The 22,770-nt window shown below is 61.9% G+C and carries 18 protein-coding genes; 7 read left to right on the forward strand and 11 right to left on the reverse strand.

Going from position 1 to position 22,770, the window contains the following annotated elements:
* Positions 1-30 precede the first annotated feature (30 nt).
* From DOCECA_RS18150 to mreB, 6 genes are all read right to left on the reverse strand, one after another.
* A complete protein-coding gene (locus DOCECA_RS18150; protein WP_445570885.1) occupies positions 31-3,834 on the reverse strand; it encodes a YhdP family protein in 3,804 nt (1,267 codons plus the stop codon).
* 60 nt (positions 3,835-3,894) lie between these two features.
* Complete coding sequence (gene rng, locus DOCECA_RS18155; protein ID WP_420765526.1) at positions 3,895-5,352, reverse strand: ribonuclease G; 1,458 nt, start codon at positions 5,350-5,352, stop codon at positions 3,895-3,897.
* Between the two features lie 56 nt (positions 5,353-5,408).
* Positions 5,409-6,005: a Maf family protein gene (locus DOCECA_RS18160; RefSeq protein ID WP_434607767.1), complete on the reverse strand. Its 597-nt coding sequence runs from the start codon at positions 6,003-6,005 to the stop codon at positions 5,409-5,411.
* Between the two features lie 98 nt (positions 6,006-6,103).
* A complete protein-coding gene (gene mreD, locus DOCECA_RS18165; protein ID WP_249876151.1) occupies positions 6,104-6,592 on the reverse strand; it encodes a rod shape-determining protein MreD in 489 nt (162 codons plus the stop codon).
* Entirely contained in the window at positions 6,589-7,677 is a 1,089-nt protein-coding gene (gene mreC / locus DOCECA_RS18170; RefSeq protein ID WP_434560647.1) for a rod shape-determining protein MreC, read from the reverse strand. The genes mreD and mreC overlap by 4 nt, the downstream gene beginning before the upstream one ends.
* A 171-nt stretch (positions 7,678-7,848) precedes the next feature.
* Positions 7,849-8,886, reverse strand: a complete 1,038-nt coding sequence (gene mreB, locus DOCECA_RS18175) for a rod shape-determining protein MreB (protein ID WP_002555108.1) — start codon at positions 8,884-8,886, stop codon at positions 7,849-7,851.
* A 214-nt stretch (positions 8,887-9,100) separates the two neighbouring features.
* Here mreB and gatC point away from each other — a divergent pair, with 214 nt between their 5' ends.
* The 6 genes from gatC to DOCECA_RS18205 all read left to right on the forward strand — a co-directional run bounded on the left by gatC (position 9,101) and on the right by DOCECA_RS18205 (position 14,466).
* Entirely contained in the window at positions 9,101-9,388 is a 288-nt protein-coding gene (gene gatC, locus DOCECA_RS18180; RefSeq protein WP_039592252.1) for an Asp-tRNA(Asn)/Glu-tRNA(Gln) amidotransferase subunit GatC, read from the forward strand.
* Between the two features lie 16 nt (positions 9,389-9,404).
* A complete protein-coding gene (gatA, locus tag DOCECA_RS18185) occupies positions 9,405-10,856 on the forward strand; it encodes an Asp-tRNA(Asn)/Glu-tRNA(Gln) amidotransferase subunit GatA (RefSeq protein ID WP_420765528.1) in 1,452 nt (483 codons plus the stop codon).
* A gap of 149 nt (positions 10,857-11,005) precedes the next feature.
* Positions 11,006-12,451, forward strand: a complete 1,446-nt coding sequence (gene gatB / locus DOCECA_RS18190) for an Asp-tRNA(Asn)/Glu-tRNA(Gln) amidotransferase subunit GatB (protein WP_434560651.1) — start codon at positions 11,006-11,008, stop codon at positions 12,449-12,451.
* A gap of 149 nt (positions 12,452-12,600) precedes the next feature.
* Positions 12,601-12,978, forward strand: a complete 378-nt coding sequence (locus DOCECA_RS18195) for a septal ring lytic transglycosylase RlpA family protein (protein WP_420765529.1) — start codon at positions 12,601-12,603, stop codon at positions 12,976-12,978.
* 49 nt (positions 12,979-13,027) lie between these two features.
* On the forward strand, positions 13,028-14,089 hold the full coding sequence (locus DOCECA_RS18200) for a calcium/sodium antiporter (RefSeq protein WP_445572177.1): 1,062 nt from the start codon (positions 13,028-13,030) through the stop codon (positions 14,087-14,089).
* Positions 14,086-14,466, forward strand: coding sequence for a carboxymuconolactone decarboxylase family protein (locus DOCECA_RS18205; protein WP_445570886.1), 381 nt, complete (start codon positions 14,086-14,088; stop codon positions 14,464-14,466). The genes DOCECA_RS18200 and DOCECA_RS18205 overlap by 4 nt, the downstream gene beginning before the upstream one ends.
* A 117-nt stretch (positions 14,467-14,583) precedes the next feature.
* On the opposite strand, the gene DOCECA_RS18210 is transcribed toward DOCECA_RS18205, so the two are convergent.
* Complete coding sequence (locus DOCECA_RS18210) at positions 14,584-15,525, reverse strand: AEC family transporter (protein ID WP_445570887.1); 942 nt, start codon at positions 15,523-15,525, stop codon at positions 14,584-14,586.
* A 299-nt stretch (positions 15,526-15,824) separates the two neighbouring features.
* Here DOCECA_RS18210 and DOCECA_RS18215 point away from each other — a divergent pair, with 299 nt between their 5' ends.
* Positions 15,825-16,772: an IS110 family transposase gene (locus DOCECA_RS18215; RefSeq protein WP_434649985.1), complete on the forward strand. Its 948-nt coding sequence runs from the start codon at positions 15,825-15,827 to the stop codon at positions 16,770-16,772.
* A 190-nt stretch (positions 16,773-16,962) separates the two neighbouring features.
* On the opposite strand, the gene garD is transcribed toward DOCECA_RS18215, so the two are convergent.
* From garD to kdgD, 4 genes are all read right to left on the reverse strand, one after another.
* Positions 16,963-18,516 carry a galactarate dehydratase gene (gene garD, locus DOCECA_RS18220; protein ID WP_434648953.1) on the reverse strand — a complete coding sequence of 518 codons (1,554 nt, stop codon included), beginning with the start codon at positions 18,514-18,516 and terminating at the stop codon, positions 16,963-16,965.
* 12 nt (positions 18,517-18,528) lie between these two features.
* A complete protein-coding gene (locus DOCECA_RS18225; protein WP_434560659.1) occupies positions 18,529-19,893 on the reverse strand; it encodes an MFS transporter in 1,365 nt (454 codons plus the stop codon).
* Positions 19,894-19,978: 85 nt separating this feature from the next.
* The gene (locus tag DOCECA_RS18230) at positions 19,979-21,424 is read right to left on the reverse strand and encodes an aldehyde dehydrogenase family protein (RefSeq protein ID WP_434648955.1); all 1,446 of its coding nucleotides are present in this window, start codon (positions 21,422-21,424) and stop codon (positions 19,979-19,981) included.
* Positions 21,425-21,552: 128 nt separating this feature from the next.
* Positions 21,553-22,464 carry a 5-dehydro-4-deoxyglucarate dehydratase gene (kdgD, locus tag DOCECA_RS18235; protein ID WP_186613371.1) on the reverse strand — a complete coding sequence of 304 codons (912 nt, stop codon included), beginning with the start codon at positions 22,462-22,464 and terminating at the stop codon, positions 21,553-21,555.
* Between the last annotated feature and the right edge of the window lie 306 nt (positions 22,465-22,770).

The raw sequence follows: 22,770 nt of genomic DNA on the forward strand, positions 1-22,770 counted from the left end.
GCTCGCTCCCACAAGGGCTAGCGTTACTCGTCAGAACGGCTTGTCGAAGCTGATCTTCGGCTCTTTCCACGGCCCCTTGACGTCGTATCTTACGCTGGCAAAACGCGCTACGCGGTCACCGATCAGTTTGTCGATCAAAAACAATGCCCCACCCACCGCCGGGGCGCCGACAATCAGCGCGGCGATGGGCAGGTTGTTGGTCACCGGCAACGTCACCAGCAGCTTGGCGTCGACCCGGTCAGTGACCATGTCCAGCGTTCCGTTCAGTTCCAGATTGCTCGAAGGTCCCGTCAAGGCGATGGGCTCACGCGTTACATAGACGCCATTGCTCGCCACCAGCAAGCCCTTGACCCGGTCATAGCTCAGCCCCTTGCCAAACAGGTCGGAGAAATCCAGGCGCAGGCGGCGGCCGATGGAGTTGAAGTTCAACAGGCCGAATACCCGCAACGCCTGGGCGCTGCCTTCGACCTCGACGAACTGCCCCTTGGTAAGCGACGCATCGAGACTTCCGGAGAAGCGCTTGGTGGCCACCCAGGCGGGCGAACCAGGCCAACGGCCGTCAACGTCCAGGCGAAACTCCTGGCTGGTCACGCTGGGGGCGAATCCCCAGCCTTTCAGCACATCGGCCAGGTTCTTGCCCTTGATCCGCCCCTTGTACCAACTGCTGGTCGAGCCCGGCGCACCTTCCCAAGCGCCATTGCCATTGAGGACCATGCCCTTGAGGCCCATGTCCAGATCGTTCAACGCAATACCTTTACCGGTTGGACGCACCTTCAACGACCAGGCGCCGATCAGATCAGGCCCTTGGAACAACTGGTCGATGGCGATATCCAGGGCCGGTATCTTGCTCGGATCAACCGAAGCCAGCGGATCCGGGGCGTTTTCGTCGGCCTGCACCGTCGGGTCGGCAGCGGGCAGGCGCACGTAGTCCAGCTTGATACCGATGGGGGCGGCCTTTGCGTCCGGCACGTTGACGCTGCCCTTGGCCTGCTGGCTGTCGAGCCGCATGGCCCAGGCGTCCGGCTTGCGGTCCAGTTGCACCGATGCCTGGTCCAGCGTCGTGCCCATCGCCGTGAGTTTGCCTACTTTCAGGTCGACACCGCTGAGCACTTGCCGGGCGCTGCCGCCCGGGTCCTGGCCGGCGTATTTGCCCAACAAATCCTGCCAGGGACCCACGTCCAGCTCCGATAGCGTGCCTCGCAGGCGCAGCCCCTTGGCTCCCGGCAGCACTGCGTCGCCCCCGCCCAGGAGCAATTCGCCACGGCCATCGGCCGTTTTTCCGCTCGGGGCGGCATAAGTGAAGCTGGCCAGGTCGCCATAATTGGCCCAGTAACGCCGCTCCGGCCCCTGCAATGTCATACGGAACACGGTGTCGCGCCCGGCATCAGCCGCCATGCCGAAGGGCGCCGGCAGATCCACCGCGACGCCCTTGAGATTGGAATTGATCGACAGCTGGCTGTCGGCGCCGTCGAGGATCACTTGCAACTGGTAAGGAATCACGCCGGAGACGGGCAACGGCTGGGTCACGCTCAGCCAGTCGGTGAGTTTCTTCACCTCAAGCCGTCCGGACGCCGTGACACGCGTATTGAGCGCGCCGGTGCGGCCCTCGGCGAATATCTGCGCGGTCACGGGTCGGTCGAATGCCCGGGCCGCAATGTTCTTGCCGCTCAGCCCCTTGCTGCTGTCGAAGCGGAAATCCCCCTTGAGTTGAGTCAATTCCAAGGCCGGCTCGCTGAGTTTGAGCCGAGCCTTGTCCGTTGAGAAATCCACGAGGATCTTCGGTTGCTCGCCTTTCACGAGCGGGATATCGAGCTTTACGCTGCCGCGCAGGTCGCCCTCGCCTTCCCAGCCGGCGAATGTTTCGGCCGTGCCGATGGGCGCGGTCTGGAGGATCTTCAACCCGTCGCCGAGCCCTCCGGCAAACCCACCGTCGAGCAGCAAATGAGAGTTTTGCCCGGTCGGCACGTGGGGAATGTTCACCGAAACGTCTTTTACCTGGGTACCCAGCAGTTGCCCCTGGCTGGCGAAGATGCGTACGCCGCTGTCCTCGACAAACACATCGCCGCTGACCTTACTGACCGAAGGCCAGCCGGGCTGGAACGCCAGCTCAGCGTCATGCACCTTGAAAAACAGGCTGATGCTGCGAGCCGCATCCTCGGCGCCTTTGTTCAGCGAGCCTTGATACTGAAAGAAGCCCTCATCCACCGCGCCTTTGACAATTGCGGTGCGCAGCCACTCGTCCAGCGCAGGACTGAGAACGGCCGGCAGGTACTTGCCGGTGTAGCGCCCATCACCGTCCACCAGGCCGACCCGCAGGTCCATGTAATCTTCCTGGCTGTGATCGAAATGCAGGCGAATCAGGAAATCCCCGGCAATCCGGCCCTCCTCACCCAGCACCTTCAGGTAAGGCGCGATCAAGGTGAACCCTTGCTTGTCCAACTTCCAGGTCAGCCGTGCGTTGGCCTGCAAGTACTGCCAGGGCTTGGCGAAGATCGGGTCCAGGTGCAGGGAGAAATCCTTGCTGTCCATGCGCAGTTCGCCGCCGCCGAGGTCGCCGCTCAGGCTGCCCGAAACATTACGTGCCGCCGGGGCCCCGTGATAGGCGTTGAAACCCACCGTGTCGAGGTTGGTGGCGAAGCTGACTTTTTGATCACCGGTATTGTGTGGCCGGTAGTCGAGCAAGACGTTGCGCAAGCCACCGGTCACCTTGAGTCGGTCGATGGCGGTGGCGACGCCTTCCGGCAATGGCGCCAGGGCATTGAGTAGCGGCGTGAGCGGCGTCAAGTCGAGACGATCGGCCTGCACGTGCCAGCGTTCCTCGGCCTTGTCGGAGGCGTCGGTCTGCTGCAGCTGCAGGCGCGACTCCCAGCGGGTGTCACCCAGGCTCATCGCCAGAGTGTCGAAGGTTGCGATAAATCCTTGGCTGCTGCGCTGGAAATAGCCGTTGAGGGCCAGGTTATGGATCTGCACGGGCTTGCGGTCGGCATAGGCGCCCTGGAGCTGCGGCGCGTTCAAGCGCACGGCCGCGCTTTGCACCGTGCCCGCGCCCCAGCTGAGCCAGAACTCGCCCCCCGCCTTGATTTCGGAAAAATTCCATTGCCGGGTCAGGCGTTTAGGCAGCCATTGGGACCAATCGCTTTGCGGCAGGCTCAGGTAGGCATCGGCCACGCCATTTTTCCAATCGCTGGCGCGGATGCGGGTACGCAGGTTGATCGCCACGGGCTGGCCGTCGGGCAGGGTCAGCCGAGCGTCCAGGCGCTGGCGGGAGGCACCGGTGCGCAGGCTCAAGCCAACGTAGGTGAGGCTCAGGGGCGGATGGTCCAGTGGCTGCAACGTCACTTGGCTGTCGAGCACCGACAGCTTCGAGACCATTTGCATGCGGTTCAACAGTTGCTGCGGATCGAGTGGCTGGTCGTCCCGTACTGGCAGGCCTTCCAGGGCCCATTTCCCGTCGGCGCCTTCCTTGAGGCTGATCTTCAGGCCGCTGATTTCCAGATGGGCGATGCGCACCTGGCGGGCCACCAGGCTGTCCCACACCGCGGGCACGGCGCGCACATGATCCAGGTGCAGGGCATTGGGGCCGTCGCCGACCACTACATCGCGCGCGGCGAAGATGGGGGCCAGGGCGTTCCAGCCGCCTTCGAGGCTACCGACGTGCACCGGCATGCCGAGCGCTTCGCCGGCACGGGCCTCGACCTCGCTACGGTATTCAGCCACCAGCGGGACCAACTCCCGGCCGAGGCTCACGTACAAGGCCAGCACGACCAGCAGCAGCGCACACAGGCCAAGCCCCCAGCGTGTCAATGTGCCCAACAGGCGTGTCAGACGCTCCATGTCAGCAGCCCCCCTTGGCAAAGGCATTCTCGCCGCGGCCTCGCCACTGCGCATGCCACGTCAGAGCAACACCACGTCGTATTGTTCCTGCGAATACATGGTCTCCACCTGGAAACGGATCGTGCGGCCGATAAAGGTTTCCAGCTCCGCGACGTTGCCCGACTCTTCATCGAGCAACCGGTCCACCACTTTCTGGTTCGCCAACACTCTATAGCCAGTGGCCTGGTAGGCGCGCGCTTCCCGGAGGATTTCCCGGAAGATTTCGTAACACACGGTTTCCGGGGTCTTGAGCTTGCCCCGGCCCTGGCAACTGCTGCATGGTTCGCACAGCACTTGTTCAAGACTTTCGCGGGTGCGCTTGCGGGTCATCTGCACCAGGCCCAGTTCGGTGATGCCGATGATGTTGGTCTTGGCGTGATCGCGCTCCAGCTGTTTTTCCAGGGTGCGCAGCACCTGGCGCTGGTGCTCTTCGTCTTCCATGTCGATGAAATCGATGATGATGATCCCGCCGAGGTTGCGCAGGCGCAATTGCCGGGCAATGGCCGTGGCCGCTTCAAGATTGGTCTTGAAGATGGTTTCCTCGAGATTACGATGGCCGACAAAGGCACCGGTGTTGACGTCGATGGTGCTCATCGCCTCGGCCGGATCGACCACCAGATAACCGCCGGACTTGAGCGGCACCTTGCGTTCAAGGGCGCGCTGGATCTCATCTTCGACGCCGTACAGGTCGAAAATCGGCCGCTCGCCAGGGTAGTGCTCCAGGCGGTCGGCGATTTCCGGCATCAGCTCGGCGACGAACTGGGTGGTTTTCTGGAAGGTTTCCCGGGAATCGATGCGGATCTTCTCGATCTTCGGGCTGACCAGGTCACGCAGGGTTCGCAACGCCAGTCCCAGATCTTCGTAGATCACGCTGGGAGTGGCGATGGTCTTGATCTGCGCGGCGATCTGGTCCCAGAGCCTGCGCAGGTAGCGGATATCCATGAGGATCTCATCGGCCCCGGCGCCTTCGGCGGCCGTACGCAGGATGAAGCCGCCGGCTTCCTTGATGCCTTCTTTTTCCACGCAGTCACTGACCACTTTTTTGAGGCGCTCACGCTCGGCTTCGTCTTCGATCTTCAGGGATATGCCGACGTGGGCGGTGCGCGGCATGTACACCAGGTAGCGCGACGGAATCGACAGCTGGGTGGTCAGGCGCGCGCCCTTGGAGCCGATGGGGTCCTTGGTGACCTGCACCACCAGGCTCTGGCCCTCATGGACCAGCGCACTGATGCTTTCTACCGCCGGCCCTTCGCGCATGGAAATTTCCGAGGCGTGGATGAACGCCGCGCGGTCCAGGCCGATGTCGACGAAGGCTGCCTGCATGCCCGGCAAAACCCGCACCACCTTGCCCTTGTAAATATTGCCGACGATGCCACGCTTTTGCGTGCGCTCGACGTGAACTTCTTGCAGGACACCGTTTTCAACCACCGCCACGCGCGACTCCATCGGCGTGATGTTGATCAGAATCTCTTCACTCATGGCAGGGTCTCGTTCAGGCATATTCACGATTATGGCCGCATCTAGTCAGACGGCGCTCAACGCGCGCTCAAGGTTTGCCAACAGGGTATGCCGAAATGGCCGAGCAATTCTGCGGTTTCGCAGAGCGGCAGGCCGACCACGGCCGAATAACTGCCTTCAAGCCCGGCGACGAACACCGCGCCCAGCCCTTGGATACCATAGCTGCCGGCCTTGTCTCGCGGTTCGCCGCTGGCCCAATAGGCGAGCGCTTCCTGTTCCGTGATCAGGCGAAAGCGCACGCGGCTGCGAACCACCCGGGATTCGCAGCGTTCGGCATCCAGCACGGCAATGGCGGTCAGTACCTCATGATCGCGCCCGGACAGGCCCAGGAGCATCGACACGGCGTCGGCCTGATCCTGAGGCTTGCCGAGAATTTGTCCATCCAGCACCACGGCGGTGTCCGCGCCGAGCACGCAGCCATCGATGTCATTTGATAGGGCACGTCGTCCAGCATCGGCCTTGCCACGCGCCAAGCGCTCTACATAGGCCGATGGGGTTTCGTGATCGTGGGGAGTTTCGTCGATGTCCGCACCGATGGCGGTAAATGGCACCCCGATCTGCGTGAGCAATTCACGCCGGCGCGGCGACCCTGAGGCGAGGTAAAGCGGTTTCATCAAGACATCTCCCTTATAGGCGACCGGCTTTTGTGGCGAGGGAGCTCCCTCGCCACAGGGATGTAAGTCATCAAAAAAGTGTAGATATCCTGACCGAATCAGTTGATTTTGAAACGCAGCCGCAAGCCGCGCAAACCGAAACTTATCCACGGCCAGAGCAATGCGCTGACCAGGGCCGGCAAGACCAGCGCCAGGGTCGGCTGGCGATTACCGGTCAAGGCGCTGAGCCATAATTGCACCAGTTGCGCCAACCCGAAGATCACCAGGATCACCAAGCACTGTTGCCACATCGGGAACATGCGCAGGCGTTGTTGCAACGACAGCACCAGGAATGTGATCAAGGTCAGGATCAGCGCGTTCTGACCCAGCAACGTGCCATAGAGCACGTCTTCGGCCAGCCCCAGGCACCAGGCCGTGACCATGCCGACCTTGTGCGGCAAGGCCAGGGCCCAGAAGGCCAGCAGCAAGGCCAGCCACAGCGGGCGCAGGATTTCCATGAACTGCGGCAGCGGGGAAACGCTGAGCAACAGGCCGATGGCAAAGGTCAACCAGACCATCCAGCCATTACCGGATCGAGTACTGCTCATTCTTCACGTGCTCCCCTGGTGGCGGGCGTAGCGGCAGGCGCTGGGGCCGGTGGCTTGGTCGCGGGCCGGGCGGGTTGGACCGCCGGCTGCTGGGCTGCGGCCGGTCGGGCGGGAGCCGCGGCGTGTGCGGCCGGAGCTGTTGTTGCCGGGGCCGTCGCAGCCTGGGGCTTGGGCACAGTGGCTGGTACAGGTGCGGGCGCGGGCGCAGGTGTGGCCGGAGCAGGCGATTCGCCGCTCTGCTGGTCCTGGGCCTCCTGGGCCACGGCGGCATCGTTGGCGCGCTCTTCAGGCGTGCGGTTGTCGCTGAATACCAGCAGCAGGTAGCGGCTGCGGTTCAACGCAGCCGTTGGCACCGCCCGCACGATCGCGAACGGCTGGCCAGAGTCATGAATGACTTCCTTGACCGTCGCCACGGGATAACCAGCCGGAAACCGCTGGCCGAGGCCGGAACTGACCAGCAGGTCGCCTTCCTTGATGTCGGCGGTATCGGCCACATGGCGAAGTTCGAGGCGCTCGGGGTTGCCGGTGCCGCTTGCGATTGCCCGCAAGCCGTTGCGATTGACCTGCACCGGGATACTGTGGGTGGTATCGGTCAGCAACAGCACACGAGACGTATAAGGCATTAATTCCACCACCTGCCCCATCAGGCCACGGGCATCGAGCACCGGCTGGCCGAGGACCACGCCGTCGCGCTCGCCCTTGTTGATGATGATGCGGTGGGTGAACGGGTTCGGGTCCATGCCGATCAGCTCGGCCACTTCGACTTTCTCATTGACCAGCGCCGAGGAGTTGAGCAACTCGCGCAGCCGCACGTTCTGTTCGGTGAGGGCCGCCAGCTTCTGCATGCGTCCCTGCAGCAGCAGGTTTTCAGTCTTTAGTTTTTCGTTCTCGGCGACCAGTTCGGTCCGGCTGCCAAACTGGCTGGCCACACCCTGCCACAACCGTTGCGGCAGATCGGTGATCCAGTAGGACTCCATCAACACCAGCGACATCTGGCTGCGCACTGGCTTGAGCAGCGTGAAGCGGGCATCCACCACCATCAGCGCAACCGACAGCACGGTCAACACCAGCAGGCGTACACCCAATGAGGGGCCTTTGGCAAAAAGCGGTTTAATAAGCCGCTCCTCCCAGGCAAACGTTGTCTTTATTCATACGGTATCGAACCGGCCTGGATACGAATGACAGAAGATAAACGCCAACGGGCAGCACTGCAAAGTGCCGCCCGAGCGCAAACAACATAGACCACTGCGCCAGATTTATTCGCTGGAGAGCAGGTCCATGGTGTGCTTGTCCATCATTTCCAGCGCACGGCCACCACCGCGGGCAACGCACGTCAGCGGGTCTTCGGCAACGATCACCGGCAGGCCGGTTTCCTGGGCCAGCAGTTTGTCGAGGTCACGCAACAGCGCGCCACCACCGGTCAGCACCAGGCCGCGCTCGGCGATGTCCGAGGCCAGCTCCGGCGGCGATTGCTCCAGGGCGCTCTTGACGGCCTGGACGATGGTTGCCAGCGACTCTTGCAGCGCTTCGAGCACTTCGTTGGAGTTGAGCGTGAACGCGCGTGGAACGCCTTCGGCCAGGTTGCGACCGCGAACATCGACTTCGCGCACTTCACCGCCCGGGTAGGCCGTGCCGATTTCCTGCTTGATGCGCTCGGCGGTGGATTCGCCGATCAGGCTGCCGTAGTTGCGACGTACGTAGGTGATGATCGCTTCGTCGAAACGGTCGCCGCCCACACGCACGGATTCGGCGTAGACCACACCGTTGAGGGAGATCAAGGCGATTTCAGTGGTACCACCACCGATATCGACGACCATCGAACCACGGGCTTCTTCCACCGGCAGGCCGGCACCGATGGCTGCGGCCATTGGCTCTTCAATCAGGAATACTTCGCGAGCACCGGCACCCAGGGCCGATTCACGGATGGCGCGACGCTCCACCTGGGTGGACTTGCAGGGCACGCAGATCAGCACACGAGGGCTGGGCTGCAGAAAACTGTTTTCGTGAACCTTGTTGATGAAGTACTGCAGCATCTTTTCGCAGACGCTGAAGTCGGCGATCACGCCGTCCTTCATGGGGCGAATGGCTGCAATGTTGCCCGGTGTACGGCCCAGCATGCGCTTGGCTTCCGTACCGACAGCCACGACACTTTTCTGGTTACCGTGGGTGCGGATGGCCACGACCGAGGGTTCATTCAGGACGATACCGCGCTCGCGCACGTAAATAAGGGTGTTGGCAGTGCCCAGGTCGATGGAGAGATCGCTGGAAAACATGCCACGCAGTTTCTTGAACATGGGAAAGGGACCCTAGGCAACGCGTGGGTAAAAAAGTGCGGCAAACTCTAACAACGACAGGGATTTTGGGCAAGGCGCCAATATGTTAAATTGGCCGCTTTTCTGTGCACCAAACCCTACAATCGCGGCCGTAGCGCCGTAGAAATGCGGTAGTGTTCCGACAATCTAACACACGGACAGACTGCGTCCGTTTTGTTTTCCACTGGAGAATCCCATGGCGCTTGAACGCTCCGACGTGGAAAAAATCGCTCATCTGGCCTGCCTGGGCCTCAATGAAGCCGATCTTCCACACATCACTTCTGCCCTGAACAGCATCCTCGGGCTGGTCGACGAAATGCAGGCGGTCGATACCGACGGTATCGAGCCGCTGGCCCACCCACTGGAAGCCAGCCAGCGCCTGCGCGCCGACGTCGTCACCGAGTCCAATAACCGCGAGGCCTACCAGTCCATCGCGCCAGCGGTCGAAAACGGCCTGTACCTGGTTCCGAAAGTCATCGACTAAAGGGAAAGAGCCTCTCATGCATCAGATGACCCTGGCCGAGATCGCCCGCGGACTCGCCGACAAAAAGTTTTCCTCCGAAGAGCTGACCAAGGCCCTGCTGGCGCGCATCGCCCAGCTCGATCCGCAGCTCAACAGCTTCATCAGCCTCACCGAAGAACTGGCCCTGAGCCAGGCCAAGGCCGCCGACGCCCGTCGCGCCAAGGGTGAGAACGGCGCCCTGCTTGGCGCGCCGATTGCCCACAAGGACCTGTTTTGCACACAGGGCATCCGCACCAGCTGCGGCTCGAAGATGCTCGACAATTTCAAGGCCCCGTACGACGCCACCGTGGTCGCCAAGCTGGCCGCCGCCGGCACCGTGACCCTGGGCAAGACCAACATGGACGAGTTCGCCATGGGCTCGGCCAACGAGTCGAGCCATTACGGCGCGGTGAAAAACCCGTGGAACCTTGAACACGTACCGGGCGGCTCGTCCGGTGGTTCCGCCGCCGCCGTGGCCGCGCGCCTGTTGCCGGCCGCCACCGCCACCGACACCGGTGGCTCGATTCGCCAGCCAGCTGCGTTCACCAACCTCACCGGCCTGAAACCGACCTACGGCCGCGTCTCGCGCTGGGGCATGATTGCCTACGCCTCCAGCCTCGACCAGGGTGGCCCGCTGGCCCGCACCGCCGAAGACTGCGCGATCCTGCTCCAAGGCATGGCCGGCTTCGACCCGAACGATTCCACCAGCATCGATGAACCGGTGCCGGACTACAGCGCCAGCCTCAACGGTTCGCTGCAAGGCCTGCGCATTGGCGTGCCGAAGGAATATTTCGGCGCCGGCCTCGACCCGCGCATCGCCGATCTGATTCAAAACAGCATCAAGGAGCTGGAAAAGCTCGGCGCGGTCATCAAGCAAATCAGCCTGCCGAACATGCAGCACGCCATTCCGGCGTATTACGTGATCGCCCCGGCGGAAGCCTCCTCTAACCTCTCGCGTTTCGACGGCGTGCGCTTCGGCTATCGCTGCGAGAACCCGCAAAACCTGGTCGACCTGTACAAGCGCTCCCGTGGCGAAGGCTTCGGCGCCGAAGTGCAGCGCCGGATCATGGTTGGCGCCTACGCGCTGTCCGCCGGCTACTACGATGCCTACTACCTAAAGGCGCAGAAAATCCGCCGCCTGGTAAAGAACGACTTCATGGCCGCCTTCAACGAGGTCGATATCATCCTCGGCCCAACCACGCCGAACCCGGCCTGGAAGCTCGGCGCCAAGAACAGCGACCCGGTCGCCGAGTACCTGGAAGACGTCTACACCATCACCGCCAACCTCGCCGGCTTGCCGGGCCTGTCCATGCCGGCCGGCTTCGTCGATGGCCTGCCGGTGGGCGTGCAGTTGCTCGCGCCGTATTTCCAGGAAGGCCGCCTGCTCAACGTGGCGCACCAGTACCAGTTAAACACTGACTGGCACACCCGCACCCCTCAGGGGTTTTGAAACTGCTGCGCTCGGTAATGCTGCGTTGAAAACTGGCTCGAAATGCTCATTGACTAAAGTCAACTCCGCTTTCTCGCCAGTTTTCGCCTTGCCTTACCTTCGCTCGCGACGTTTCAAAATCCCCTGATAAGACTTCTGAGGAGAAACACATGCAATGGGAAGTCGTGATCGGGCTGGAGATTCATACCCAGCTCACCACCCGGTCGAAAATCTTTTCCGGTAGCTCGACCACCTTCGGTTCCGAGCCCAACACCCAGGCCAGCCTGGTTGACCTGGGCATGCCCGGCGTACTGCCGGTGCTCAACGCCGAAGCGGTGCGCATGGCGGTGATGTTCGGCCTGGCGATTGACGCCGAGATCGGCCAGCACAACGTGTTCGCCCGCAAGAACTACTTCTACCCGGACCTGCCCAAGGGCTACCAGATCAGCCAGATGGAACTGCCGATCGTCGGCAAGGGCCACCTGGACATCGCCCTGGAAGACGGCACGGTCAAGCGCGTCGGCATCACCCGCGCGCACCTGGAAGAAGACGCCGGCAAGAGCCTGCACGAAGAATTCAACGGTGCTACCGGCATCGACCTGAACCGCGCCGGCACGCCGCTGCTGGAAATCGTCTCAGAGCCGGACATGCGCAGCGCCAAGGAAGCCGTGGCCTACGTCAAGGCGATCCATGCCCTGGTGCGCTACCTGGGCATCTGCGACGGCAATATGGCCGAGGGCTCACTGCGTTGCGACTGCAACGTGTCGATCCGTCCCAAGGGCCAGGCCGAGTTCGGCACCCGCTGCGAGATCAAGAACGTCAACTCGTTCCGCTTCATCGAAAAGGCGATCAACAGCGAGATCCAACGCCAGATCGAACTGATCGAGGACGGCGGCAAGGTCATCCAGCAGACCCGCCTGTACGACCCGAACAAGGACGAGACCCGTCCGATGCGCAGCAAGGAAGAAGCCAACGACTACCGTTACTTCCCCGACCCGGACCTGCTGCCGGTGGTCATCGAGCATTCGTTCCTCGATGAAGTACGCGCCACCCTGCCGGAACTGCCGCCACAGAAACGCGAGCGCTTCCAGGCGCAGTTCGGGCTGTCGAGCTATGACGCCAACGTCCTGGCCACCAGCCGCGAACAGGCCGACTACTTCGAGAAAGTCGTGAGCATCGGCGGCGACGCCAAGCTGGCGGCCAACTGGGTGATGGTCGAGTTGGGCAGCCTGTTGAACAAGCAGGGCCTGGAAATCGACGAGTCGCCGGTTTCGGCCGAGCAACTGGGCGGCATGCTGTTGCGGATCAAGGACAACACCATTTCCGGCAAGATCGCCAAAATGGTGTTCGAAGCCATGGCCAATGGTGAGGGCAGCGCCGACGAGATCATCGACAAGCGCGGCTTGAAGCAGGTCACCGACACCGGTGCGATCAGCGCCGTGCTCGATGAAGTGCTCGCGGCCAACGCCGAGCAGGTCGAGCAATACCGTGCGGCGGACGAAGCCAAGCGCGGCAAGATGTTCGGCTTCTTCGTCGGCCAGGCCATGAAAGCTTCCAAGGGCAAGGCCAACCCGCAGCAAGTCAACGAACTGCTGAAAAGCAAGCTCGAGGGCTGATTGCCATGGAGCCAGTCTTTGAATCTGGCTCAACCCCCTGTGGGAGCGGGCTTGCTCGCGATAGCGGTATGACAGTCAACCTAGATGTTGAATGTGATGGCCCCATCGCGAGCAAGCTCGCTCCCACATTTGTATTTGGAACCTCTCAGATGAAGCGTCTCCTCGGCGCCTGCGCCCTGCTGTCCCTGCTGGCCGGTTGCGCCAGCCAGAGCGGGACGGTCGATCCACACGGCTACGACCAGACCGGCGTCGCCTCCTATTACGGCTCCAGGCACCATGGCAAGCGTACCGCCAGCGGCGAGCGCTTCGACCAGCACGGCCTGACCGCCGCGCATCGCCAGTTGCCATTCGGCACCCGGGTGAAAGTCACCAACCTGAAAAACAACGACAGCGTTGTGGTCCGTATCAACGATCGTGGCCCGTATACCCGTGGGCGCCTGATCGATGTGTCCCGCGCCGCGGCCGAACAATTGGGCATGCTGCGCAGCGGTACCGCGCGTGTGCGTGTGCAAGCCCTCGACGACTGATAGACGGAGCCCGGCCATTTCCCTGATCAATGCTTTACCGCTGCTCAGCCTGATCGAACTGTGTGGCGCCCTGCTGTTGCTGATCGCCGGCGCCGAGTTGCTGGTGCGTGCCGCCGTGGGGCTGGCGGCACGCTTGCAGGTGCGGCCGCTGATTATCGGCCTGACCGTCGTCGCATTCGGCAGCAGCGCACCGCAAATGGCTGTCAGCCTGCAAGCGACCCTGGCACAGAACGCTGACATCGCCGTGGGGAGTGTGATCGGCAGCAGTACCTTCAACATCCTCGTCACCCTCGGGCTGTCGGCGCTGATCATTCCGCTGCGCGTCTCGCGTCAATTGGTGCGCTTGGATATCCCGCTGATGATCGGCGCCAGCCTGCTGGTGTTCGTGCTGGCCTGGAACGAAGAACTGACCCGACTCGACGGCGTCCTGCTGCTGGTAGCCCTGGCGGTGTACCTGGGCCTGTTGCTGCGCCAGTCCCGGCACTCCGCGCGACCACATCCGCTGGGAGGCGCAGTTGCCCATGGTTCGTGGCCCAAGAGCCTGGTGATGATCGTTTCGGGCCTGGCGATGCTGGTCTTCGCCGGGCACCTGTTATTGGGCGCGGCGGTGGAAGTGGCGACCGACCTGGGGTTGTCCGAGCGCATCATCGGCCTGACCATCGTTGCCGTGAGCACCTCGCTGCCGGAGCTCGCCACTTCGTTGATCGCCGCCCTTCGGGGTCAACGGGACATCGCGGTAGGCAACGTAATCGGCAGCAACCTGTTCAACCTTCTGGGTGTATTGGGCGTGACCGCCCTCGCCGCGCCTTCTCCGCTCTCGGTCTCGCCCAATGCCCTGGCCTTCGACCTGCCGGTGATGCTTGGCGTCGCGGTGCTGTGCCTGCCGGTGTTCTATTCCGGCTATCGCGTCACCCGTGCCGAAGGGCTGCTGTTCCTGGGCTTGTACACGGCGTACGGGCTGCATGTGGTGTCGTTCACCACCGGCATGCCATTGGCCGGCCAGCTAGAGCGATTGATGTTGTTCTACGTGCTGCCGGCCCTGCTCGCGTTTCTGCTGTTCACTTCCTTGCGCGCCTGGCGCCGCCAACACCACAAGAGGGATTTGCCATGACTGACAATCCAAAGACCGGCCTCGATATGCGTCGCAAAGTGATGGGCGATGCGTTCGTCGACCGCGCCCTGGGCAACGCCACCGAATTCACCCAGCCGCTGCAGGATTTCGTGAACGAACATGCCTGGGGCAGCGTCTGGAGCCGCGAAGGCCTGCCGCTGAAGACCCGCAGCCTGATCACCCTCGCCGCCCTCACCGCCCTCAAGTGCCCGCAGGAACTCCAGGGCCACGTGCGTGGCGCGCTGAACAATGGCTGCACGGTAGAAGAAATTCGCGAAGCGTTGCTGCATTGCGCGGTGTACGCGGGCGTGCCAGCGGCGATCGATGCGTTTCGGGCGGCGCAGGAAGTGATCGATAGTTATCGCAAGCCTGAGTGACCCTGGGATCGCTATCGCGAGCAAGCTCGCTCCCACAGGGATCGCGGCACAACCACAAGCCAATGTGGGAGCGAGCTTGCTCGCGATTGGCCCTCAAGAACAGCGCAAAATCGAGGGTTAGATCCACGCACCCCACTGCAACACAAAGATCCCCAGGTTGGTGGTAATCGCCGCCATCAAGGTGGTGATGACGATGATCGCCGCCGCCAGCTCGTGGTTGCCATTCGCGGCGCGGGCCATGACGTAGCTGGCGGCGGCGGTGGGGCTGCCGAAGTACAGGAACAGGATCCCCAGTTCCGCCCCGCGAAAACCCCACAACCATGCGCCCAGAGTAGTCACCAACGGCAAGCCGACCATCTTCACCAGGCTCGAACTCAGGGCCATCTTGCCGCTCTTGCGCAAGGCCGCCAGGGACAGCGTGCCGCCGATGCAGATCAGCGCCAGGGGCAAGGTCATTTGGGACAGATACTTGGCCGACGTCTCGAACCAGTTCGGCAGGCCGATCCGCCAATAGGCGAACGGCGCGGCGGCAAGCACGCTGATGATCAGCGGGTTGCTGATCACGCTCTTGCAGATGCTCCAGGGGTCGGACTTGATCACCGGGCTGTAGACCGCCAGCACGATGGTCGACAGGGTGTTGTAGAACAGGATCACCAGCGCCGCCAGAATCGCCCCCAGGGAAATCCCATAGTCGCCATACATGCTCGCGGCCAATGCCAGGCCGATCACGCCGTTGTTGCCACGAAACGCGCCCTGGGTGTAGATCCCGCGATCCTCCCGCGGGCAACGCCAGATCGCCCAGCCCCAGGCCATGGCGAAACTCACCAGGGTGGCAATCGAGAAATAGATCAGCAGGTCTGGCTGCAAAGCCGCGTGCAAATCAGCGTGCAGAATGCCAAGGAACAACAGCGCCGGCATGGTGACGTTGAACACCAGCGACGAGGCGATGTGGATGAAGTTGTCGTTGATCCAGCCGATGCGCTTGAGCAGCGTCCCCAGAAACAGCATGGCGAACACCGGCGCGGTGACGTTCAGGGTTTCGAGGAAAATTGCCAGCATGCCGAGGACCTTGAGAAGGAGGTGTCGTTAGGTGGCTAATGATAAGCCACTCACGACGTTGGCGTCTGGTGAAGCGCTTTCGCGAGCAGGCTCGCTTGTATGGTAGGACTTGAAGGGAGGAGGAGGGACAAGGCTCGATTCTGACTGTTCGCGCAGTACAGACCGTGGGAGATTTCACCCCTCCTCCTTTCACCCAAGCGCCGATAAAGAATGCATCTGGCCTAGACCGACGATAGGAACAAGCCTGCGCCTCTGGGTGAACCCTTCAAGTGTTCAAACCTTAGCGCGGAGGATTTTCAATGGCAATGCCGGTTTCTGTCGCAAAGCCGATCGTGGGGGTTGATGTCGCCAAAGATGAGTTGGTGATTTATCACGCAGAAACAGATCGACTGGAAGCGATCCCCAACACCAAAGCTGCGATCCAGAAGTGGCTCAAGGAATTGCCTGCGCCAGTGGATGTCGCCATCGAGGCCACCAATATCTATCACCAGGACTTCGCCGACCTGGCTTATGCGCAGGGCTGTGTGATCTACATGATCGGCGGCTACGAACTCAGCCATTACCGCAAAGGTGTGAAAGTTCGCGCCAAAACCGATGCGCTGGATGCTCGGTTGTTGGCTCGCTACTTGAACAACGAAGGCCACCAGTTGCACCCGTGGACCCCGCCATCGCCCCTGTATTGCCGGCTTATAAGCCTTTTCCGGCGCCGGGCAGCCTTGGTTCAGGCGCGTGTCAGCCTCAAGCAAAGTTGGTCGAACGAACCGTTGCTCAAAACGGCCTTTGAGAACCAGATAAAGGCCATGCAGCGACTGGAAATCTTGCTTGAGAAAACAATCCAGACGCAATTGGATGCAGCCGGTCTGGGCAGTCAGCTCAAGCGCTGCATGAAAGTCGAAGGAATCGGGCTGTTGAGCGGTGCGCGTTTACTTACGTCGTTTCAGCGTGGAGATTTCAGAAATGCCGATGCCTTCATCGCTTTTCTAGGGCTGGACCTGCGCATATCGGACTCGGGAAAAAAGAAGGGACGCCGCTGCCTGTCTAAGCGAGGTGACCCGGAGGCGCGCCGATTGATGCACAACGCCGCGATGTCGGCGAGCCGCACAGCGGCGTGGAAGGGTTTTTATGGGGCTCTGCGGGCTCGAGGGCTAAGCACAACCGAAGCATTAGTGGCACTGGCCCGCAAGCTTGCCCGAGTGGTATTCGCTCTGTTGAAGAACCAGAGCGAATACCTACCAAAAGGCATCTAAGGCTAGCCATGCACCATAGAATCTCCCACATTTATTCTGCGCTGAACACAAAATCCATATTCACCCCACATCCCCTGTGGGAGCGAGCTTGCTCGCGATAGCGTTGGGTCAGCTTGCATCAATGCTGAATGTACCGCCCCATCGCGAGCAAGCTCGCTCCCACACTGGATCTCCATCGATCACGCAATCATCAGGTAATCGGCGCCGGGTTGAACAAGGTAATGTCGTTGAACAACTTGTGCTGCTCGGCCCAGGTCTGTTTCTTGCCGCTGGCCACGTCCAGGTAGTAGTGGAACAGCTCCCAGCCCAACTCTTCGATGGTCGCGCGCCCGGTGGCGATGCGGCCGGCGTCGATGTCGATCAGGTCCGGCCAGCGCTGGGCCAGTTCGGTACGGGTCGAGACCTTCACCACCGGCGCCATGGCCAAGCCGTACGGGGTGCCCCGACCGGTAGTGAACACGTGCAGGTTCATCCCCGCCGCCAGTTGCAGCGTGCCGCAGACAAAGTCGCTGGCCGGCGTGGCGCAGAAGATCAGGCCCTTTTGCTTGAAGCGCTCACCCGGGCCAAGCACGCCGCTGATTGCGCTGCTGCCGGATTTGACGATCGAGCCCAAGGACTTCTCGACGATGTTCGACAACCCACCCTTCTTGTTGCCCGGCGTGGTGTTGGCGCTGCGATCGGCCTCGCCCTTGGCCAGGTAACGGTCGTACCAGTCCATTTCGCGCACCAGTTCCTGGGCGACTTCCTGGGTTTGCGCCCGGGAGGTCAGCAGGTAGATCGCATCGCGCACTTCGGTGACTTCAGAGAACATCACCGTCGCACCGGCCCGCAGCAACAGGTCCGAGGCGTAGCCCAGGGCCGGGTTGGCGGTGATGCCGGAGAACGCATCGCTGCCGCCGCACTGCATGCCCAGGATCAGCTCCGAGGCGGGCACGGTTTCGCGGCGACGCTGGTCGAGTTTCTTCAGGCGCGTCTCGGCCAACTCCATGATCTGCTCGATCATCTCGGTAAAGCCGTGGCTGGAATCCTGCAAGCGATACAACCATGGCTCGCTGAGGTCCACCGAGCTATCGCCTTCGTGCATCACCTGCCCGGCTTGCAATTTCTCACAGCCCAGGCTGATCACCAGCGCCTCGCCACCCAGGTTCGGGTTGCGCGCCAGGTTGCGCACGGTGCGGATCGGGATGTAGGCGTCGGTGGCGGTGATCGCCACGCCGCAGCCATAACTGTGGGTCAGCGCCACCACGTCATCGACGTTCGGGTACTTGTGCAGCAGCTCTTCCTTGATGCGCTTGACCGCATGGTCAAGCACCCCGGTGACGCACTGCACCGTGGTGGTGATGCCCAGGATGTTGCGCGTGCCGACGGTGCCGTCGGCGTTGCGGTAGCCCTCGAAGGTGTAGCCTTCCAGTGGCGCATCCGCCGCCGGCACATCGGTGGACAGCGGCAGGCTGTCCAAGGGTGGCGCGGTGGGCATGCGCAATTGGTCTTCCTTGACCCAGCTGCCACGAGGGATCGGTTGCAGCGCGTAGCCAATGACCTGGCCGTAGCGAATCACCTCGCCACCCTCGGGAATGTCCACCAGGGTGACCTTGTGGCTCTGTGGCACGAAGTCCACGGTGACCAGGCCGTCCGGGAACTCGGTCCCGGCGGGTACGCCCTGGTCGTTGACAACAATCACCACGTTGTCCCGCTCGTGCAGGCGGATGTAACGGGGCGAATCGGCATGTTCAATCAGATTCATGGACGCCATTCCTCAGGATTTGGCTTCAGACAGGCTGGATAGGTCGGCTTCCCTGGCCGTGGGCTCCTTGAGCACCACACGCTTGATCGGGCCCACGATGACCAGATAGCTGAACACCGCCACCAACGCATTGCAACCGACGAACACCAGGGCCCACTTGAACGAACCGGTGGCGCTGATGATGTAGCCGATGACGATTGGCGTGGTGATCGACGCCAGGTTGCCGAAGGTGTTGAACAGGCCACCGCTCAAGCCGGCGATCTGTTTTGGCGACGTGTCGGACACCACGGCCCAACCCAATGCGCCCACGCCTTTGCCGAAGAATGCCAGGGCCATGAAGCCCACCACCATCCATTCGATATCGACGTAGTTGCACGCCACGATGCTGCTGGACACCAGCAGCCCGGCGATGATTGGCGCCTTGCGGGCGAAGGTCAGCGAATGGCCCTTGCGCAGCAGGTAGTCGGAAATCACCCCGCCGAGGACGCCACCAATGAAACCGCAAATGGCCGGCAAGGACGCGATGAAACCGGCCTTGAGTATGGTCATGCCGCGCTCCTGCACCAGGTACACCGGGAACCAGGTCAGGAAGAAATAGGTGATGCCGTTGATGCAGTACTGGCCCAGGTACACACCGAGCATCATGCGGTTGGTCAGCAACTGGCGGATGTAATCCCACTTCGGACCGTCGGCTTTCTTTTCCTTGCCCTTGTCCTGGTCCATGTCGACCATCGCGCCATTGGAAGCGATGTGGTTGAACTCGGCCTCGTTGATCATCGGGTGTTGGCGCGGGCTGTAGATGACCTTCAGCCAGACGAGCGAGAACACGATGCCGATCACGCCCATGACGATGAACACGTGCTGCCAGCCGAAGCGGTAGACGATCCAGCCCATCAGCGGCGCGAACAATACGGTGGCGAAATACTGCGCCGAGTTGAAGATCGCCGAGGCGGTGCCACGTTCGGCGGTGGGAAACCAGGCCGCGACGATACGGGCGTTGCCGGGGAAAGAAGGCGCTTCGGCCAGCCCGACCAGAAAGCGCAGCATGAACAGCGCAACCACCGCCGTGGACATGCCGAACTCACCGACGTAGCCCTGCAGCACGGTGAACAGCGACCAAGTGAAAATGCTCAGTGCATAGATTTTCTTCGACCCGAAACGGTCGAGCAGCCAGCCGCCAGGAATCTGCCCGGCCACGTAGGCCCAGCCGAAAGCGGAGAAGATGTAACCGAGGGTGACGGCGTCGATGCCGAGGTCTTTTTGCAGGCTGGAACCAGCGATGGCGATGGTGGCGCGGTCGGCATAGTTGATCGTCGTCACCAAAAACAGCATGAGCAGGATCAAATAGCGGACGTGCGTCGGCTTGGTCTCTTGCATGTAATCTACTTCCACTATTTATTTTTATGCGGGAAATCAAATTGTACGGTCGGCGCCAGAGCCCGGCGCCGGCCGGTCCTGCGTATTACGAGCCGATGTAGGAGGTCTTCACCACGGTGTAGAACTCTTGCGCGTAGCGACCTTGCTCGCGCGAACCGTAGGACGAACCTTTGCGCCCACCGAACGGAACATGGTAATCCACGCCGGCGGTTGGCAGGTTGACCATCACCATGCCTGCTTGGGAGTGGCGCTTGAAGTGGTTGGCATACTTCAACGACGTGGTGGCGATACCGGCCGACAAGCCGAACTCGGTGTCGTTGGCCATCGCCAGCGCCGCCTCGTAGTCAGCCACGCGCACGACGTTGGCCACCGGGCCGAAGATCTCTTCGCGGCTGATGCGCATCGAAGCCTCGCTGTCGGCGAACAGGGTCGGCGCCAGGAAGTAACCTTCGGTGTCGCAAGTCACTACACCACCACCGCTGACCAGCCGCGCACCTTCGTTCTGGCCGATGTCGATGTACTTCAAGTCCTGGTTGAGCTGGGCTTCGGAAACGACCGGGCCGATGTCGGTGCCAGCCTTCAGCGCGTGACCGACCTTGATCGATTGCATGCGCTCGGCCATGGCGGCAACGAACTTGTCGTGGATACCGGCAGTGACGATCAGTCGGCTCGATGCCGTGCAACGCTGGCCGGTGGAGTAGAACGCGCTCTGCACCGCCAATTCGACCGCCTGCTTGAGGTCGGCGTCGTCGAGGATGATCTGCGGGTTCTTGCCGCCCATTTCCAGCTGGACCTTGGCTTGGCGCGCCACGCAGTTGACCGCGATCTGCCGGCCGACGCCCACGGAACCGGTGAAGCTGATGCCATCGACTTTCGGGCTGTTGACCAGAATGTCACCGACCACACGGCCGCTGCCCATCACCAGGTTGAACGCACCGGCCGGGAAACCGGCACGGGAAATGATCTCGGCCAGGGCCCAGGCGCAGCCCGGCACCAGCTCGGCGGGCTTGATCACCACGCAGTTGCCGTAGGCCAGGGCCGGGGCAATTTTCCACGCAGGGATGGCGATCGGGAAGTTCCACGGAGTGATCAGACCAACCACGCCGAGGGCTTCGCGGGTCACTTCGACGTTGACGCCCGGGCGCACCGACGGCACGTAGTCGCCCGACAGGCGCAGGCATTCACCGGCGAAGAATTTGAAAATGTTGCCGGCGCGGGTTACTTCGCCGATGGCTTCGGGCAGGGTCTTACCCTCTTCCCGGGCCAGCAGTTGGCCAAGCTCTTCGCGACGGGCGAGAATTTCGCTGCCGACTTTGTCCAGCGCATCGTGACGGGCCTGGATGCCCGAGGTCGACCAGGCCGGGAACGCGGCACGGGCGGCTTCGATGGCGGCGTTGACTTGCGCTGCGTCAGCCTTGGCGTATTCACCGATGACGTCGGACAAGTCAGACGGGTTGATGTTGGTGCAATAGTCAGCACCGGCCACCCACTCACCGTTGATGTAGTTATCGAAACGCTTTGCATCTGCCACGGAGCTTCTCCTCTCACAAAAGCTGTCTAGGAACGCAGGGCGTCCCTGGCTGCGTTTCCACGCGCACGTGGAAACGATCAAGCCTTACGCAAAAAGCCGCTGATTGCTCAGCGGCCTTGTCGGGTCTGTTACTGCTTGCCTTGCTTGTCGATCAGCGCGGCCAGGGCTTCGTACTCTTCTGGCAGCAGGTCGGTCAGCGGCGTGCGCACTGGGCCCGCGTCATAACCAACGATCTTCGCGCCGGCCTTGACGATGCTCACCGCGTAACCCGCCTTGCGGTTGCGGATGTCCAGGTATGGCAGGAAGAAGTCGTCGATGATCTTGCCGACAGTCTCGTGATCTTCGCGGGCAATGGCGTGGTAGAAGTCCATCGCGGTTTTCGGGATGAAGTTGAACACCGCCGAGGAGTAGACCGGCACGCCCAGGGCCTTGTAGGCCGCGGCGTAGACTTCAGCGGTCGGCAGGCCGCCCAGGTAGCTGAAACGGTCGCCGAGGCGACGACGGATCGACACCATCAGTTCGATGTCGCCCAGGCCGTCCTTGTAGCCGATCAGGTTCGGGCAGCGCTCGGCCAGTTGTTCCAGCTGGGTCGCGTTCAGGCGGCAGACGTTGCGGTTGTACACCACCACGCCGATCTTCACCGATTTGCACACGGCTTCAACGTGGGCGGCAACGCCGTCCTGGCTGGCTTCGGTCAGGTAGTGCGGCAGCAGCAACAGACCCTTGGCGCCCAGGCGCTCAGCTTCCTGAGCGTATTCGATAGCCTGGCGGGTGGCACCGCCGACGCCGGCGAGGATTGGCACGCTGGTGGCGCAGGTATCGACGGCAGTCTTGATGACTTGCGAATACTCACTGGCGGCCAGGGAGAAGAATTCACCGGTGCCGCCCGCCGCGAACAATGCAGAGGCGCCATACGGGGCCAGCCACTCGAGGCGCTTGATGTAGCTGTCGCGATTGAAATCGCCATTGGCAGTGAAATCGGTAACCGGGAACGACAGCAGGCCCGACGAGAGGATGGACTTCAGTTCTTGTGGATTCATTATTCGAACACCCTGGACGCAAATGTTGTGTTGTGGAAATGGTTCAGCTTCATGTGAAGTTGTAGGTCATCGTACAACTTAAAATGTGGGCGTCAACTGTATTTCGTCTTTTGTCGCGAAGCGGGCAACGGGTGTTTGGCGGGAAGCCTTGTAGAACGGGGCTTTGGGTGTGATGGGAGACGGATGAAACTTGTGGACTGAGAACCGGAACCGCTTGTCGCCACTGTCAACTCTGCCAGTAGGCGCCGTTGCGGCATGGGGGCATAACCCAGGCATGGCCGTGCAAAGCTCGGCCATGATCCTTTT

This window comes from Pseudomonas sp. E102 (genome assembly GCF_052660185.1).